The sequence below is a fragment of the Streptomyces sp. yr375 genome (assembly GCF_900110755.1).
In the GTDB taxonomy this organism is placed as follows: domain Bacteria; phylum Actinomycetota; class Actinomycetes; order Streptomycetales; family Streptomycetaceae; genus Streptomyces.
Genome location: NZ_FOFF01000019.1, coordinates 106,711 through 122,445 on the forward strand (window position 1 = coordinate 106,711; position 15,735 = coordinate 122,445).

11 protein-coding genes and 1 pseudogene are annotated in these 15,735 nt (G+C 70.6%); 10 read left to right on the forward strand and 2 right to left on the reverse strand.

Annotation, left to right across the window (positions count from 1 at the left end):
• Nucleotides 1–3 precede the first annotated feature (3 nt).
• Together BMZ82_RS20310 and BMZ82_RS20315 are read left to right on the forward strand one after the other, a co-directional pair.
• Entirely contained in the window at nucleotides 4–735 is a 732-nt protein-coding gene (locus tag BMZ82_RS20310) for a CBS domain-containing protein (protein WP_093777725.1), read from the forward strand.
• Nucleotides 736–757: 22 nt separating this feature from the next.
• Entirely contained in the window at nucleotides 758–1,267 is a 510-nt protein-coding gene (locus tag BMZ82_RS20315) for a flavodoxin domain-containing protein (RefSeq protein ID WP_093777727.1), read from the forward strand.
• Nucleotides 1,268–1,990: 723 nt separating this feature from the next.
• On the opposite strand, the gene BMZ82_RS20320 is transcribed toward BMZ82_RS20315, so the two are convergent.
• Nucleotides 1,991–2,821, reverse strand: a complete 831-nt coding sequence (locus BMZ82_RS20320) for a universal stress protein (protein ID WP_093777729.1) — start codon at nucleotides 2,819–2,821, stop codon at nucleotides 1,991–1,993.
• Between the two features lie 166 nt (nucleotides 2,822–2,987).
• Here BMZ82_RS20320 and BMZ82_RS20325 point away from each other — a divergent pair.
• Together BMZ82_RS20325 and ppdK are read left to right on the forward strand one after the other, a co-directional pair.
• Nucleotides 2,988–3,269: pseudogene (locus BMZ82_RS20325) on the forward strand (universal stress protein); the annotation flags it as partial.
• Between the two features lie 49 nt (nucleotides 3,270–3,318).
• Entirely contained in the window at nucleotides 3,319–5,445 is a 2,127-nt protein-coding gene (gene ppdK, locus BMZ82_RS20330) for a pyruvate, phosphate dikinase (protein WP_256252015.1), read from the forward strand.
• 383 nt (nucleotides 5,446–5,828) lie between these two features.
• Here ppdK and BMZ82_RS20335 read toward each other — a convergent pair whose 3' ends face one another.
• Nucleotides 5,829–7,421, reverse strand: coding sequence for an oleate hydratase (locus BMZ82_RS20335; protein ID WP_107487676.1), 1,593 nt, complete (start codon nucleotides 7,419–7,421; stop codon nucleotides 5,829–5,831).
• A gap of 522 nt (nucleotides 7,422–7,943) precedes the next feature.
• Between BMZ82_RS20335 and BMZ82_RS20340 the strand changes: the two genes are divergently transcribed.
• The 6 genes from BMZ82_RS20340 (at nucleotide 7,944) to pflA (ending at nucleotide 15,716) form a co-directional block, all read left to right on the forward strand.
• Nucleotides 7,944–9,347 carry an amino acid permease gene (locus tag BMZ82_RS20340; protein WP_371271270.1) on the forward strand — a complete coding sequence of 468 codons (1,404 nt, stop codon included), beginning with the start codon at nucleotides 7,944–7,946 and terminating at the stop codon, nucleotides 9,345–9,347.
• A 50-nt stretch (nucleotides 9,348–9,397) separates the two neighbouring features.
• The gene (locus tag BMZ82_RS20345; protein WP_093777733.1) at nucleotides 9,398–10,618 is read left to right on the forward strand and encodes an arginine deiminase; all 1,221 of its coding nucleotides are present in this window, start codon (nucleotides 9,398–9,400) and stop codon (nucleotides 10,616–10,618) included.
• Nucleotides 10,619–10,638: 20 nt separating this feature from the next.
• Complete coding sequence (gene argF / locus BMZ82_RS20350) at nucleotides 10,639–11,640, forward strand: ornithine carbamoyltransferase (RefSeq protein WP_093777735.1); 1,002 nt, start codon at nucleotides 10,639–10,641, stop codon at nucleotides 11,638–11,640.
• 3 nt (nucleotides 11,641–11,643) lie between these two features.
• Complete coding sequence (locus tag BMZ82_RS20355) at nucleotides 11,644–12,567, forward strand: carbamate kinase (protein ID WP_093777737.1); 924 nt, start codon at nucleotides 11,644–11,646, stop codon at nucleotides 12,565–12,567.
• A gap of 147 nt (nucleotides 12,568–12,714) precedes the next feature.
• A complete protein-coding gene (pflB, locus tag BMZ82_RS20360) occupies nucleotides 12,715–14,973 on the forward strand; it encodes a formate C-acetyltransferase (RefSeq protein ID WP_093777739.1) in 2,259 nt (752 codons plus the stop codon).
• 5 nt (nucleotides 14,974–14,978) lie between these two features.
• Nucleotides 14,979–15,716 carry a pyruvate formate-lyase-activating protein gene (pflA, locus tag BMZ82_RS20365; protein WP_093777812.1) on the forward strand — a complete coding sequence of 246 codons (738 nt, stop codon included), beginning with the start codon at nucleotides 14,979–14,981 and terminating at the stop codon, nucleotides 15,714–15,716.
• The last annotated feature ends 19 nt before the right edge of the window (nucleotides 15,717–15,735 follow it).

The window sequence follows — 15,735 nt, forward strand, 5'->3', positions numbered from 1 at the left end:
ACCATGAAGCACAACAAGGTCGGCTCCGTGATGACCACGGAGGTCGTCCGCGTCACGTACGGAACGCCGTTCAAAGAGGTGGCACGCCTGCTCGGCGAACACCGCATCAGCGGCCTGCCCGTGGTCGACGAGGACGACCAGGTCATCGGAGTCGTCTCCGAGACGGACCTGATGGCCCACCAGTCCGAAGCACCCGACCCGTACGAGACGAAGAAGCGGTTCCGGTTCGCCGACCTGACGCGCAGCGCCAGGCGGCGGGCCGCGAAGGCCACGGCCCGCATCGCCGGCCGGCTGATGACCGCGCCACCCGTCACCGTGCACGCCGACGACAGCATCGTCGAGGCCGCCCGCACCATGGCGCAGCACCGCGTGGAACGGCTGCCCGTCCTCGACGAGGAACAGCGGCTCGTCGGCATCGTCACCCGCCGCGACGTCCTCCAGGTCTTCCTGCGGCCGGACACGGAGATCCGGGACGAGGTTGTCAACGAGGTCCTGGTGCACGCCCTGTGGCTGGCGCCGAGCACCATCGACGTCTCCGTGGTGGAGGGCGTCGTCACCCTCTCCGGGCACATGGAACGCAAGAGCGAGACGGAGATCGCCCTCTCCATGACCCGTCAGATCGACGGCGTCGTCGCGGTCGTCGACAAGCTCTCCTACCGGACGGACGACTCCCGCATCCAGCCGGAGGACCAGCGGTACCACGGCGTCTCCGAGACCTGGCTGCGCCACCTGTGAAGTGAGAGGAGTGTGGAGTGCCATGCCCACCAGCGTGCTGGTCGCCTACGGGACGACCAACGGATCCACCGCACAGATCGCCGAGTCCGTCGCCGAGGTCCTGCGCAAGGAGGGGCTCGCTCCCGACCTGCTGCCCGCCGGGTCCGTCGTGGACGTGACGGCGTACGACGCCGTGGTGCTCGGCGGCGCGCTGTACGCCGGCCGCTGGCACCGCGACGCCCGCCGGTTCCTGAACCGGCACGGCCGCCAACTGGCCGAGCGTCCGCTGTGGTTCTTCAGCAGCGGCCCGCTCGACGCCTCCGCCTCGGAGCGGGACATCCCGCCTGTGCGCGGCGTACGGCGTGCCATGACCCGCCTCGACGCCAGGGGCCACGTCACCTTCGGCGGTTGCCTGGAGGAAGGGGCCAAGGGGCGCGTCGCCCAGGCGATCGTGCGCAACGGGAAGGGCGGCGACTTCCGTGACTTCGGCGCGATCGAGGAATGGGCGGCACGGATCGCGGACGAGTTGCTGAAGGAGCGGGCAGAGGACTGAACTTGCCGTACCTCTCCTTGGCAGGGAACAGCTCCGGTGCGGAACCGATGCGCCGGGGCTGTTCCGGGCGTACGGCAGGATTTCCCGGAGAGCTTGTTGGCGCTTCTGCAACCGTTGTCCTCATCGGGAACGTCCACGTGCTGCGCAGATGGGTACTGGCCGGGGACGGCGGCGGTCCACCATCCGGGCCGCTTTCTCGCAGAGAAGGCCATTGCGACGGACTTTTCTGTGGCGGCTTCCGCATGGGCAGATCGTGGATCGCGGGGTGGACGTCCTGGCGTCCGATCTCACCAGGCGCGGGCGGCCCGCCCGGATATCGAGCAGCATCAGCGTGACCGCCTGGTGAAAGAACGGGAGTCGTTCGAAGCGCGACGTGCAGAGCGCCGGGAACGCGAGGCGGCAAAGCAGGCGCGCATGAGGGATCGAAGTGGCGAGCGGGAGTGCCATTGACGGGGGCATCGGTTCGCCTCTGTTTCGTGTCCGGCTTCCCGCGCGACGACCGGGGTTCGTGCCCGGGGCAGGTTCCCGGCGTCGGCTTCGAGCAGGGGGTGCGGGCCGGGCGGCCGGAATCCGCGGGCTGTCGCAGGCCACGGTGAGCGCGGCGCGTTGCCGTAGCCCGGTCGGTCGTGGAAGGCCTCGTCATACCTCTCGACGTGCGCCGCGCTCTCCCCGGCCCACAGAGGCCGAACGGCCTGTCCGCCGGGGCCGAACCTGCCCTGCGGGCTACGACGGCACGACGGCGACCGGGCAGTGCGCGTGCTTCAGGAGGGCCTGGGCGGTGGCGCCCGGGGCGGTGTGGCGTCCGATCACCACCAGCCCGGATGTCTCGGAGGCGTGGGCCAGGGCCTCGGCCGGCGGGAACAGCAGCACGTCCTCCTGAACGTCGACGTCCGGGTACTTGCCGCGCCACGGACGCAGCGCGTCGGAGAGGAGGTCCTCCTCGTGGTCCTCCCAAGTGGCACGGTCCGTCTCCGACACGAAGACGGGCGACGCGTCGGCGCCCGCCGGCAGCGCCCAGGCGTGCACCGCGTGCAGCCGGACACGGCGCAGCCGGGCGGCCTCGAAGGCGAAGCCGAGCGCGCCGACCGCCGGGTTCCGGGCGTCGACACCCACGGTCACCGCGTCGGTGTGACCCGACACACCGAGTCCCGCGAGGGTCCCGGGTACGAGCACCAGGGGCCCGGCGCACCCGGTGGCGAGGGCCGCCGCGGTCGAGCCCAGGGGCGTCCGGGCGTGCTGCCCCTCGCCGCGCAGACCGAGCACGACCAGCTCCGCGTGCGCGCTCGCCGCCCGCAGCTCGGGGACGGGCGCTCCGGTGACGCTTACCGCCCGGATTGTCAACGACGGGTGCCGTGCGGTGAGTTCGGCGAGCACGTGGTCCGCCACGATGTCCGGGCGGTAGGGCCAGTGCTCCACCGGGTCCAGGTTCTCGGGCGGCGCCACATGCACCACCCGCAGAGGCAGCCCGCGCCGCAGCGCCTCGCGCGCCGCCCAGTCCGCGGCGACGCGGCTGCGCGGCGACCGGTCGACGCCCGTGATGATCACTCGTTCCATGGTGTGCCGCCCTCCAGGTCCGTGGCCCTACCACTCTGACCGCGCGAGGCGGGTGCGCGCTGGGGCCGAACGGACCCCGGTTGGAGACCTGGCGGCCCATACCTGCCGGTAGGCCGCGGGACGACGCTGGAGGGGAGGAGCAGACCGAGCGCAGGAGGTGCGGATCATGCTGCCGCCCGTCACCGCCGGAGTCGACGGTTCCGCCGAGAGTCTCGCCGCCGCCGACTGGGCCGCCCGCGAGGCGGCACGCCGCGATCTGCCGTTGCGGCTCGTGCACGCCTGGAACTGGCACCCGCGCCAGGACGACGGCGAGCCCGTCACGGCCGCCCAGCGCCATCAGGCGGCGCGCATCCTGCGGCAGGCCAAGGCGAGGATCCGTGCCGTCGCCCCGAACCTCCGCCCGTACGACGAGCAGATGGAGGGTCCCGCGACCGCCGCCCTGCTGACGGCGGCCGAGGAGTCCGAGCTGCTGGTACTCGGCTCACGCGGCCTGAGCGGTGTCAGAGGAATTCCCCCAGGACCCGGCCGAGCAGCTAACCCGCGCCATCCGCGCGGTCTTCGACTCCTGGAACGGCGAACGTGCCCGCATCTACCGCCACCGCGAACACATCTCCGAGGACCTCGGCACCGCCGTCAACGTCCAGGCGATGGTCTTCGGCAACCTCCGCTCCGCCGTGACGTTCGAAAGCAGCGGCACCGGCGTCACCTTCACCCGCGACCCCGCCACCGGCGAACGCGGCATGTACGGCGACTACCTGCCCGACGCGCAGGGTGAGGACGTCGTCGCGGGCGTCCGCGACGCCCTGCCCCTGAGCGAGCTGAAGCGGCTCAACCCGCGCGCCTATCTCCAACTCGCCGATCACCTGCGCATGTTGGAGCACCACTACCGCGACCTGTGCGACGTCGAGTTCACGGTCGAACGCGGCAAGCTGTGGATCCTCCAGACCCGGGTCGGCAAGCGCACCGCCGAGGCCGCCTTCCGTATCGCCCACGACCTGCGCGTGGAGGGCACGATCACACCGGACGAGTCCCTGGTCCGTGTCGACGGCGCCGAACTGACCCGTCTGATGTTCCCCCGCTTCGACACCACCCCGGCCGACGTGCCCCTCGCTCAGGGTGTCCCGGCCTCCCCAGGCGCGGCAGTGGGCGTCGTGGTCTTCGACTCCGCCGAGGCGGTACGACGCGCCGCGGCCGGCGAGGCCACGGTCCTCGTCCGCCGCGAGACCACCCCCGACGACCTCCCCGGCATGATCGCCGCACAGGCCGTCCTGACCAGCCGGGGCGGCAAGACCAGCCACGCCGCCGTCGTCGCACGCGGCATGGGCAAGGTCTGCGTCTGCGGCGCCGAAGCCCTCACCGTCGACCCGGCGGCGCGCCGATTCACCACGGAATCAGGGGTGTCGGTACACGAGGGCGACACCGTCTCCGTCGACGGCACCGCCGGCACCGTCCACCTCGGCGCACTCCCGTTGACCGCGTCCGACGTCGGTCGCGCCCTGGAGACCGGCACCGCGAGCGGCCCGCTGACGGAAGCCGTCCTGGGCGCCCTCACCCACGCCGATTCCGTACGACGCCTCGAAGCCCGAGCGAACGCCGACACCCCCGAGGACGCCGTACGCGCCCGCAGCCTGGGCGCACAGGGCATCGGCCTGTGCCGCACCGAGCACATGTTCCTCGGCGAGCGCAGGGCACTGGTCGAGGCGATGATCCTGGCCCGCGACGACAACGCCCGCCAGGACGCCCTCGCCGCTCTACTGCCCCTGCAACGCGAGGACTTCACCGGAATCCTGACGGCCATGGACGAACTGCCGGTGACCATCCGGCTCATCGACCCACCCCTGCACGAATTCCTGCCGGACCGCACGGAGTTGGCCGTAAGCCTGGCCCGCACCGAGCACCCCGACCCGCACGACCGCGAACTGCTCGCCGCCGTCGAGCGGATGCACGAGCAGAACCCGATGCTCGGACTGCGCGGCGTCCGGCTCGGCCTGGCCGTGCCCGGTCTGATGGCCATGCAGGTGCGGGCGATCGCCGAGGCCGTGGTCGCGCGACTGAGGGCCGGCGGCAGGCCGCGCGCCGAGATCATGATCCCGCTCGTCGACACGGTCGAGGAACTGCGCCTCGCGCGCACCGAGGCGGAGGCGGTCCTCGCCGAGGTCCAGGAGGAGACCGGCACGACCCTCGACTGCCCGATCGGCACGATGATCGAGCTGCCGCGCGCCGCACTCACCGCGGGACGCATCGCCGAGTACGCCGACTTCTTCTCCTTCGGCACCAACGACCTGACCCAGACCACCTGGGGCCTGTCCCGGGACGACGCCGAGGCATCCTTCTTCCCGCTGTACCTGGAGAAGGGAGTCTTCAGCGTGTCGCCGTTCGAGACGATCGACCAGGAGGGCGTGGGCCGACTCGTGGAGATGGCCGTCGAGGCGGGCCGAGCCGTCAACTCCCGCCTGGAGACCGGAGTCTGCGGCGAACACGGCGGCGACCCCGAGTCCATCCACTTCTTCCACCGGGTCGGGCTCGACTACGTCTCCTGCTCGCCGTTCCGCATACCGGCGGCACGGCTGGAGGCCGGACGGGCGGCCCTCATGGACACGACCGGGGGCAGCGACAGCAGGTAGGCCGGGAGCGGAAGGCGAGGGGCACGTCGCGTCCTGGGCCGCGGCGATGGAGTCTTCGGTGCAGTCGGATCACCAGGAGTGCCTGAGTCCGTGGCACCGCCCACGCCGTGAGTCGCGATCGTGGCGATGACGGTGATTCTCCCCGCTGCCTTCTGCATGGTCGCCGACATCGCACGCACGCCCGCACACAACAGACCCGCTGCAGGTCTGACTCGCCGTCTCCGCATGCGGGAACATCGTCGGCATCCTCTCGTACCTCAGATTCGGTCGAAGCGAAGAGTGTTGACGAGGGCAACGTGGAATCGGCGCCGGGCTCACGGCGAGCGTCCGTGGAGCCTCGGCCTGCGACGGGAACCGCACAGGCCGAAGCGGCCCGGAGCTCCTCAGCCCAGCGCGGCCTTCAGCACGTCGAAGGCCGTCGCCGGATCGGCCAGGGCGTGGTAGATGCCCGGTATCTCGCGGTCGTCGAGGCCGAACAGACCGTGGACGGCGTGCATCGCGCCGCGCACGGAGTACTCGACCGTGAAGACCACGTCCTGCGGAATCTCCGTGAACTGCCCCAGGAAGGCGAAGTTGGCGGAGCCGCGCGGGATGACCAGGGGCCGGTCGTGCACGGTGCGTGGGGCGAACTGGCTGGTGATGTACGGCATCATCACCGGGATCACGGTCGTGGTCGCCGCGACCTGCTCCTCGATGTCCGACATGCCGAGGTGGCCGAGGAGTTCGGTGAGGATCTCCCGGCCGGTGGCCTCGGCCATCGGCTTGCCGACGAAGTCGCCGTCGCGGTCGGTGAACAGGCCGTAGCCCCACAGGGTGTGGACGTCCTCGGGCTGGCCGTCGAAGTGCGGGGCGTGTGGCACGACAATGGACATCAGCCAGTTGGAGTCCTTGAACGTCATCAGCGCGCCCGTGCCGGGGAGGTTGCCGGACAGTTCCTCGATGCGGTGCAGGAGAAGCGGGTCGCGCATCGTGAGGGTGAAGGACTCCCACTTGGCCTCGTCCACGTTGCCGTTGAAGGCGGTGGGCCGGCCGAAGTCGTCGGCCTTGGCGGCGAGGGTCTCCCAGAGCCGCCATCCGCCGTCCCGTTTGTCGCGGACCAGTTCGGGCGCGCTGTCGTCGCTGCCGTAGGCGGCGTCGGCGGTCATCGAGCCCAGGGTGAGGAACGCGTAGTCGTCGGCGGTGAGTTCGTACGTGTCCGGGTGCCCGTCGCGTTCGAGGTGCAGGCGTCGCGCCCGCCGTACGCCGTCCTCGTCGGTCATGAAGTCGACGTCGGTGACCCGCACGCCGTACTCGAAGACCACACCACGCGACTCCAGCCAGGCGCGCAGTGGCCGGATGATCGAGTCGTACTGGTTGAGGCGGGTGCGGCGCACGCCGGCGAGGGTGTGCATGCGTGGGAACTCCTGCATGAAGCGCAGGAGATAGCGCTTGAGCTCGATGGCGCTGTGCCAGTTCTGGAAGGCGAACGTGGTGCGCCACATCGTCCAGAAGTGGGTGGCGAAGAAGTGCGGGGAGAAGAAGTCCTCGATCCTGCGGGCCCCGATGACCGCTTCGGGCAGCACCAGCAGGCGGGTCAGCTCCAGGCGGTCGCGGGTGTCGAGGCCGTAGTCGGCGGCGTCCAGGATCGTCGTGCCGTGGCCGATCAGGCGGGCCTTGGCGTCGGTGGGCCACTTGGCGTTGAACTCGGTGATCTCCTCGCGTACCGACACCGTCTCGTCGGTGAGGGTGGGGATCGTTTCCAGGAGGTTCCACAGGCAGGTGTAGGCCTCCTCCTCCAGCATCCGTCCGCCGCGGGTGACGTACCCGGCGGGTTCGCCGCTGCCGTCCATCGAGCCGCCGGCGACGGGGAGTTCCTCCAGGATGTGGATGCGCTCACCGGGGTAATCCGCGTCACGGACGAGGAAGGCGGCGGCCGCGAGGGAAGCGATGCCGCCGCCCACGAGGTAGGCGTGGGACGAGCGCGGAGCGTCTGCCATGACGTCCCTCCGTTCTGCCGCCCGGGTCGTACGGGCGGCCGACAGTGTTCAGGGCCCTGCGCGCCGGACACCCGGTGTGGCTGTGCGGTGTGGGGGCGCGGGGTGGCGCCGGACTGCTCGGGGCGAGCGTGGCGGCCATGCCAGCAGCCAACTCGCGGGGCGTTGGCGTGGGCAGGGGCCGGAGGTCCCTGCCCACCGGCCGATGGCCCTGTATCGGGGGCTGCTTCACCAGGGGAGAGGACCACCGGACGGATCGCTGCTCCTGACGGCCGGTTCGTCGACGAGCCGCGCTCAGGCCACCGGCCGCTCGATGGGCCGATCGGGACCTGACAGCCGGGACCAACGGCCCCGGGTGGGGATATTCGGCCACTGACCACGATCACCGCCGCCGAGAAGGATCGAGCACAGATCGATTCCCCCGTAACGACCCGCACAAGGAGCACCACCATGCCCAGGACGCCAAGAAGCAGTGAAGGGGCGGTTCCCAAGGCGGCACTCGGCCTCTCCGGTGCGACCGCGCTCGTGGTCGGCACCATCATCGGGACCGGGGTGTTCGCGCTCCCCTCGGCTCTCGCGCCGTACGGGCCGATCGCGCTCGTGGCGTTCGGGGTCGTCACGCTGGGCGCACTCGCGCTGGCGGTGACCTTCGGGGCGCTGTCGAAGCGCGTCCCGGGGAGCGGCGGACCGTACGTCTACGCCCGTGAGGCCTTCGGCGAGTTCGCCGGATTCCTCAACGCCTGGTCGTACTGGATCACCGCCTGGGCGGGGAACGCCGCGATCGTGGTGGCCTGGGTCGGCTATGTCGAGGTGTTCGTCAACACCGGCCACAAGACGGCGATCTCGATCCTCATCGCGCTGATCGGGCTCTGGATACCCGCCGCGATCAACCTCACCGGCGTACGGAACATGGGCGCCTTCCAGGTGTTCACCACCGTGCTGAAGTTCGTCCCGCTGCTCTTCATGGCCACCATCGGCCTGCTGTTCGTCGACCCGCACAACTTCGGTCCGTTCAACGCCAGCGGCCAGTCGGCGATGGGCGCGATCTCGGCCGCCGCGCCGATCGCCCTGTTCAGCTACATCGGCCTGGAGGCCGCCTCGGTGGTCGCAGGCCGCGTCCGCGAGCCGGGCCGCAACGTGCCGCGCGCCACGGTCTACGGCACCCTCGCCTGCGCCGTCATCTACATCCTGGGCACCCTCGCCGTCTTCGGCACCGTCTCGCACGGTCAACTCGGCGCGTCGACGGCCCCGTTCACCGACGCCGCCAACAACATCCTCGGCGGCACCTGGGCCGGCGACACGGTCGCCGTCGCCGCGATCGTCTCCGGCATCGGCGCCCTCAACGGCTGGACCATGCTCTGCGCCGAGATGCCGTACGCCGCCGCCCGCGACGGACTCTTCCCCGGCGCCTTCGCCGAACTCCGCGGCGAGAACGGCGTCCCCGTCTTCGGCATCGTCGCCTCCACCGTCCTGGCCTCGCTCATCACCGTGTTCAGCTACACCCGCTTCGACGACGTCTTCACCAAGATCGTGCTGCTGAGCGTGCTCACGGCCGTGATCCCCTACCTGTTCTCCGCCGCCGCCCAGTTGTACTGGCTGCTGGTACGCGGACGCGAGAGCATCGCCGGCCGACGCCTGGCCCGCGACATCACCGTCTCCGTCCTGGCGATGGTCTTCTCGTACTGGGCGATCCAGGGAAGCGGCTACCAGACCGTGTACTACGGCCTGTTCGTCCTGCTGCTCGGCATCCCGGTGTACGTGTGGCTGAAGCGGGGCCAGGGCGTGTACGGCGAGGCGCCGGCCCCGGCGCCCGCCCCTGAGCGCCGGGCCCCCGAGACCGCGACGCCTCCGGTCAGGCGGATCTCCCGCGCAGTGCCGACCGGCCGCATCGGTGGCCTCCGGCGCGACCGCATCCGCAACCGCGATTGACCGCGCCCCGCGCCAGGCCCCGCCCGTACGACCCGAGGAGCAGCCCCGCCATGAACGCCACCGCCTTCCACGTCGACTCCGAGGTCGGCCGCCTCCGCCAGGTGATCCTGCACCGCCCCGGCCTGGAACTCTCCCGGCTGACCCCGCGCAACGTCGACGCCCTGCTCTTCGACGACATCCTGTGGGCCAAGCGCGCCCGCGAGGAGCACGACGCCTTCGCCCAGGTCCTGCGCGACCACGGCGCCCGCGTCCACTACTTCGCCGACCTGCTCACCCAGACCCTCGCCGACCCAGAGGCCCGCGACTGGCTGCTGGAGCGAGTCGTCACCCCGGCCACCGTAGGCCCGGCACTGATCGACCCCCTGCGCGAACTGTGCGTCGACCTCGACGGAGAGACACTCGCCGGCCACCTCATCGGCGGCATCCTCAAGAGCGACCTGACGCTCCCCACCCCGCACAGCCTGGTCTGGAACACCCTCGACGCCGAGGACTTCGCGCTCACGCCGCTGCCCAACCACCTCTTCCCGCGCGACAACTCCTGCTGGATGTACGACCGCCTGTCGGTCAACCCGATGGCCAAGACCGCCCGGCGCCGCGAGAGTCTGCACGCCGAGGCCATCTACCGCTTCCACCCGATGTTCTCCGGCACGGTCACCACACCACTCCTCGACGGCGCGGTCGGCACCCTGGAGGGCGGCGACGTCCACGTCCTCGGCAACGGTGCCGTCATGGTCGGCATGGGGGAGCGCACCACCGCCCAGGCCGTGGAGAACCTGGCCTCCCGGCTCTTCGCCACCGGCACCGCAAACCGCCTGCTCGCCGTCCAACTGCCCGCCGCCCGGGCCTACATGCACCTCGACACCGTGCTCACGATGGTCGACCGCGACGCCTTCACCGTCTATCCGGGCCTCGCGGACTCCCTCCGCTCGTGGACGCTCACACCCAGCGACGTCCGCGAGACCGGCTTCGAGGTCACCCCGAACTCCGACCTGGCCGGCGCCCTGGCCGAGGCCCTCGACCTGGACAAGGTCCGGATGCTGTCCGCGCCGCAGGACATCCGCAGCGCCGAGCGCGAGCAGTGGGACGACGGCAGCAACTTCCTCGCCCTCGCCCCCGGTGTCGTCGTCGGCTACGAGCGCAACGTCACCACCAACACCTACCTCCGCAAGCAGGGCGTCGAGATCGTCACCATCGCCGGCGCCGAACTCGGCCGCGGCCGGGGCGGACCGCGCTGCATGAGCTGCCCCATCGAACGCGACCCGGCCGCCTGACCCAGCAAGGGGACTTCACCATGACCGTCGACCTGCGAGGCCGCTCCTACCTGAGCGAACTCGACTACACCGCCCCCGAGATCCACCACCTCCTCGACCTGGCCGCCGACCTCAAGGCCGCCAAGCGCGCCGGCACCGAACAGCCCCGGCTGACCGGCAAGAACCTCGCGCTGATCTTCGAGAAGACCTCCACCCGCACCCGCTGCGCCTTCGAGGTCGCCGCCGCCGACCAGGGCGCCCACACCACCTACCTCGGCCCCGGCGACACACACGTCGGCGGCAAGGAGTCCATCGCCGACACCGCCCGGGTGCTTGGCCGGATGTTCGACGGCATCGAGTACCGCGGCTCCGCCCAGTCGATCGTGACCGAACTCGCCGCCCGCTCCGGGGTCCCCGTCTACAACGGCCTGACCGACACCGCGCACCCCACCCAGAGCCTGTGCGACGTCCTCACCATGGACGAGCACAGCCCCAAACCCCTGCCGGACATCAGCTACTGCTACCTCGGCGACGCCCGCAACAACATGGGCAACTCGCTGCTGTCGATGGGCGCCCTGCTCGGCATGGACGTACGCATCGCCGCGCCCCGCGCGCTGTGGCCGGCGGCAGAACTGGTCGCCGCCTGCCGGGAGTCGGGCGAGGGCAGCGGGGCCCGGATCACCCTCACCGAGGACGTCGAGACCGCAGTGCACGGAGCGGACTTCCTGCACACCGACGTCTGGGTCTCCATGGGTGAGCCCGCCGACACCTGGCGGCAGCGGATAGAGCTGCTCCTCCCGTACCAGGTGAACGACAAGACGCTGGCCGCCACCGGAAACCCGGACGTGAAGTTCATGCACTGCCTGCCGGCCCTGCACGACCGTCGCACCCACCTCGGCCAGGACCTCTTCGACACTTACGGACTGGACGGCCTGGAGGTCGCCGACGAGGTCTTCTCGTCGCCCGCCTCGATCGTCTTCGACCAGGCGGAGAACCGGCTGCACACCATCAAGGCCGTACTCGTCGCCACCCTGGAGGACTGAGCCATGCGCATCGTCATCGCGCTGGGCGGCAACGCCCTGCTGCACCGCGGCGAACACCCCGACGCAGCCGTCCAGTTGGCGAACATCGACCGGGTGACCACCGCGATCGCCGCCCTCGCCACCGAGCACGAGATCGTCATCACCCACGGCAACGGCCCCCAGATCGGCCTGCTCGCCGTGGAGAGCGCGGCCGACCCGGCCCTGAGCGCCCCCTACCCCCTCGACCTGCTCGGCGCCCAGACCCAGGGCATGATCGGTTCCCTGCTGGCCCGCACCCTGCACGACGCCCTGCCTGGCCGCCGGATCGCCGCCCTGGTCACCCACACCTTCGTCCGGGCCGACGACCCGGCCTTCGAGCACCCCACGAAGTTCGTCGGCCAGGTGTACCCCTACGACGTGGCGTCCGCGCTCGCCCGCAAACGCGGCTGGCACATCGCCGCCGACACCACCGGCTGGCGCCGCGTCGTCCCCTCCCCGGCACCCGAACGGATCCTGGAGACCGACACGATCCACGAACTCCTGGGCAGCGGCACGCTCGTCATCTGCGCGGGCGGCGGAGGAGTCCCCGTCACCGCCGACCCCGACACCGGCGCGCTCACCGGTGCGGAGGCCGTCGTCGACAAGGACCTCACGGCAGCACTGCTCGCCGAGGACCTCAAGGCCGACTTCCTGCTCATCCTCACCGACGTGCCCTGCGTCTACACCGGCTACGGCACCCCCGACCAGCAGCCCGTCCTCGGCGCCACCCCCGCCGACCTGCGCCGGGGCGGCTTCCCCGAGGGGTCGATGGGCCCCAAGACCGAGGCCGCCGCCCGCTTCGTCGAACACACCGGGGGACTGGCCGCGATCGGCGCCCTGGACGCGGCGTACGAGATCGTCCACGGCAGGTCGGGCACGCTCGTGCGCCCGGAGCTGCCCGTCGTGTGAGCGTCCGTGACGGGGGTGGGCCGTTCGGCCCCGCGAGAGGGCCGGACGGCCGTGACCAGGGCCCTGGCCGGCCCTCCCCGTGATCACGGCGTCGCAGGACCATCGACACAGAGGTATTCAGGTGCGAGGCAAGGGAGAGAACCGGCGATGACAACGACAGCGGTAGCCGGCACGCGCGCCTCCGAGGCGTGGCGCGGCTTCGCGGGCACCTCCTGGCGCGAGCGCGTCGACGTGCGCGACTTCATCCAGGCCAACTACACGCCGTACGAAGGTGACGCGTCCTTCCTGACCGGTCCCACCGACCGCACGCGAGCCGTGTGGGAGAAGGTCAGTTCCCTGTTCCCGGAGGAGCGCCGCAAGGGCGTTCTCGACGTCGACACGGCGACCCCGTCGACGATCACCTCGCATGCGCCCGGATACATCGACCGCGAACGGGAGTTGATCGTCGGCCTGCAGACCGACGCCCCGCTCAAGCGCGCGATCATGCCCAACGGCGGCCTGCGCATGGTCGAGAACGGCCTCAGGGCGTACGGCTACGAGGCCGACCCGTTCGTCTCGCGCGTCTTCGGCACCTACCGCAAGACCCACAACGACGGTGTCTTCGACGCGTACACCCCCGAAATGCGGGCCGCCCGCAAGGCCGGCGTCATCACCGGCCTGCCCGACGCCTACGGCCGCGGCCGGATCATCGGCGACTACCGGCGCGTGGCGCTGTACGGCACGGACCGCCTGATCGAGGCCAAGAAGGCCGAGCGGGCCCTGCTCGACGCCTGTGCGTCCAGTATTGAGGTCATCCGGGACCGGGAGGAACTCGCCGAGCAGACACGGGCGTTGGGCGAGCTGACGCGGATGGCTGCCACGTACGGCTGCGACGTCTCGCGCCCCGCCGTCACCGCCCACGAGGCCGTGCAGTGGCTCTACCTCGCCTACCTGGCCGCCGTGAAGGAGCAGAACGGCGCCGCGATGTCACTCGGCCGCACCTCCACCTTCCTCGACATCTACCTCCAACGCGACCTGGACGAAGGTGTGTTGGACGAGACGCGCGCCCAGGAACTCGTCGACGACTTCGTGATCAAGCTGCGGATCGTACGGTTCCTGCGCACCCCCGAGTACGACGCCCTGTTCTCCGGCGACCCGACCTGGGTGACGGAGTCCATCGGCGGCATGGGCGAGGACGGGCGCACCCTGGTCACCCGCACCTCCTTCCGCTTCCTGCAGACCCTCTACAACCTCGGCCCCGCACCCGAACCCAACCTGACGGTCCTGTGGTCGCCCCAACTTCCCTTCGCCTTCAGGAAGTTCTGTGCCCAGGTCTCGATCGACACCAGCGCCGTCCAGTACGAGTCGGACGAGCTGCTGCGCCCGTGCACCGGCGACGACACCGCCATCGCCTGCTGTGTCTCGGCGATGCGGGTCGGCAGGCAGATGCAGTTCTTCGGCGCCCGGGTCAACCTCGCCAAGGCCCTGCTCTACGCGGTCAACGGCGGCCGGGACGAGATGACCGGCGAACAGATCGCGTCGCCGACGGACCCGCTGACCGGCGAGTACCTGGACTACGAGGAACTGTCCAAGGCCTACGACCACGTCCTGGACTGGCTGGCCCGGACGTACGTCAACGCGCTCAACGTCATCCACTACATGCACGACAAGTACGCCTACGAGCGCGTCGAGATGGCCCTGCACGACTACCCCGTGCACCGCTTCATGGCCTGCGGCATCGCCGGCCTGTCGGTCGCGGCGGACAGCCTGTCCGCCGTCAAGTACGCCCGGGTGAAGGTGTTCCGGGACGCGAGCGGCCTCGCCGTCGACTTCCGCACCGAGGGCGACTTCCCGGCGTACGGCAACAACGACGACCGCGCCGACGGCATCGCCGTAGGCCTGGTGGAGTCCTTCATGGCGAAGGTGCGCCAGTACCCCACCTACCGGGGCGCCGAGCACACCCAGTCGGTCCTGACGATCACCTCGAACGTCGTCTACGGCAAGCACACCGGCAACACCCCCGACGGCCGCCACGCCGGGCAGCCCTTCGCGCCCGGAGCCAACCCGATGAACGGCCGCGACCGGCACGGGGTCGCCGCCTCCGCGCTCTCGGTCGCGAAGCTGCCGTACGAACAGGCCCGGGACGGGATCTCGCTGACGACGACGATCACGCCCGAGGGGCTGGGGCACAACCCGGACGAGCGGGCCGGACACCTGGTGGGCATCCTCGACGCCTACACATCGGCCGGCGGCTTCCACATGAACGTCAACGTGCTCGACCGCGCCACTCTGGAAGACGCGATGGAACACCCGGACAAATACCCGGACTTGACCATTCGCGTCTCCGGCTACGCCGTCAACTTTGTCCGCCTGACCCGCGAGCAGCAGCTCGACGTGATCAGCCGCACCTTCCACGGATCGCTGTGAGCAGGGTGCGCACCGCGACCACCGGCCGGATCCACTCCTGGGACCTGTCCACCGGCGTGGACGGTCCCGGGACCCGGTTCGTCCTCTTCGTCTCCGGCTGCCCGCTGCGCTGCCTGTACTGCGCCAACCCCGACACCTGGCACATGCGCGACGGCCGGGAGATGAGCGTCGACGCGGTGATGGCGGAGATCGGGAAGGTCCAGGGCTTCGTCACCACGGCCGGCGGCGGGGTCACCCTCACCGGCGGCGAGCCACTGCTCCAGTCCGCGTTCGCCGGGGAGATCCTGCGCCGCTGCAAGGAGGCAGGCCTGCACACCGCGCTCGACACCTCCGGCTTCCTGGGCGCCCGCGCCACCGACGAACTCCTCGCCGACACCGACCTGGTGCTCCTGGACATCAAGTCCTTCGACGTCAACACCTACCGGAAAGTGACCGGCGGCGAACTTGCCCCCACCCTGAACTTCGCGACGAGGCTGGACCGGCTCGGCATCCCGATGTGGATCCGGTACGTCCTGGTCCCCGGCTGGACCGACGACCTGGAGTCCGTGGACGCCCTGGCCGGCTTCGTGGCGGGACTCGGCGCGGTCGAGCGGGTCGACGTGCTGCCCTTCCACAAACTCGGCGCCGCGAAGTACGAAGCCCTCGGCATCCCCTTCCCGTTGCACGACAATCCCGTGCCCGCCCCCGACCTGATCCAGAAGGTCCGCGATCGCTTCAGTAGGCACGGGGTCCGGGCCTACTGACCGCCGAACCATGGACGGC

Coding starts and splice junctions, on each gene's coding strand:
- BMZ82_RS20310 (WP_093777725.1), top strand. CDS start 4: ATGAAGCACAACAAGGTCGGCTCCGTGATGACCACGGAGGTCGTCCGC.
- BMZ82_RS20315 (WP_093777727.1), top strand. CDS start 758: ATGCCCACCAGCGTGCTGGTCGCCTACGGGACGACCAACGGATCCACC.
- BMZ82_RS20320 (WP_093777729.1), bottom strand. CDS start 2,821: ATGGAACGAGTGATCATCACGGGCGTCGACCGGTCGCCGCGCAGCCGC.
- BMZ82_RS20335 (WP_107487676.1), bottom strand. CDS start 7,421: ATGGCAGACGCTCCGCGCTCGTCCCACGCCTACCTCGTGGGCGGCGGC.
- BMZ82_RS20345 (WP_093777733.1), top strand. CDS start 9,398: ATGAACGCCACCGCCTTCCACGTCGACTCCGAGGTCGGCCGCCTCCGC.
- argF (WP_093777735.1), top strand. CDS start 10,639: ATGACCGTCGACCTGCGAGGCCGCTCCTACCTGAGCGAACTCGACTAC.
- BMZ82_RS20355 (WP_093777737.1), top strand. CDS start 11,644: ATGCGCATCGTCATCGCGCTGGGCGGCAACGCCCTGCTGCACCGCGGC.
- pflB (WP_093777739.1), top strand. CDS start 12,715: ATGACAACGACAGCGGTAGCCGGCACGCGCGCCTCCGAGGCGTGGCGC.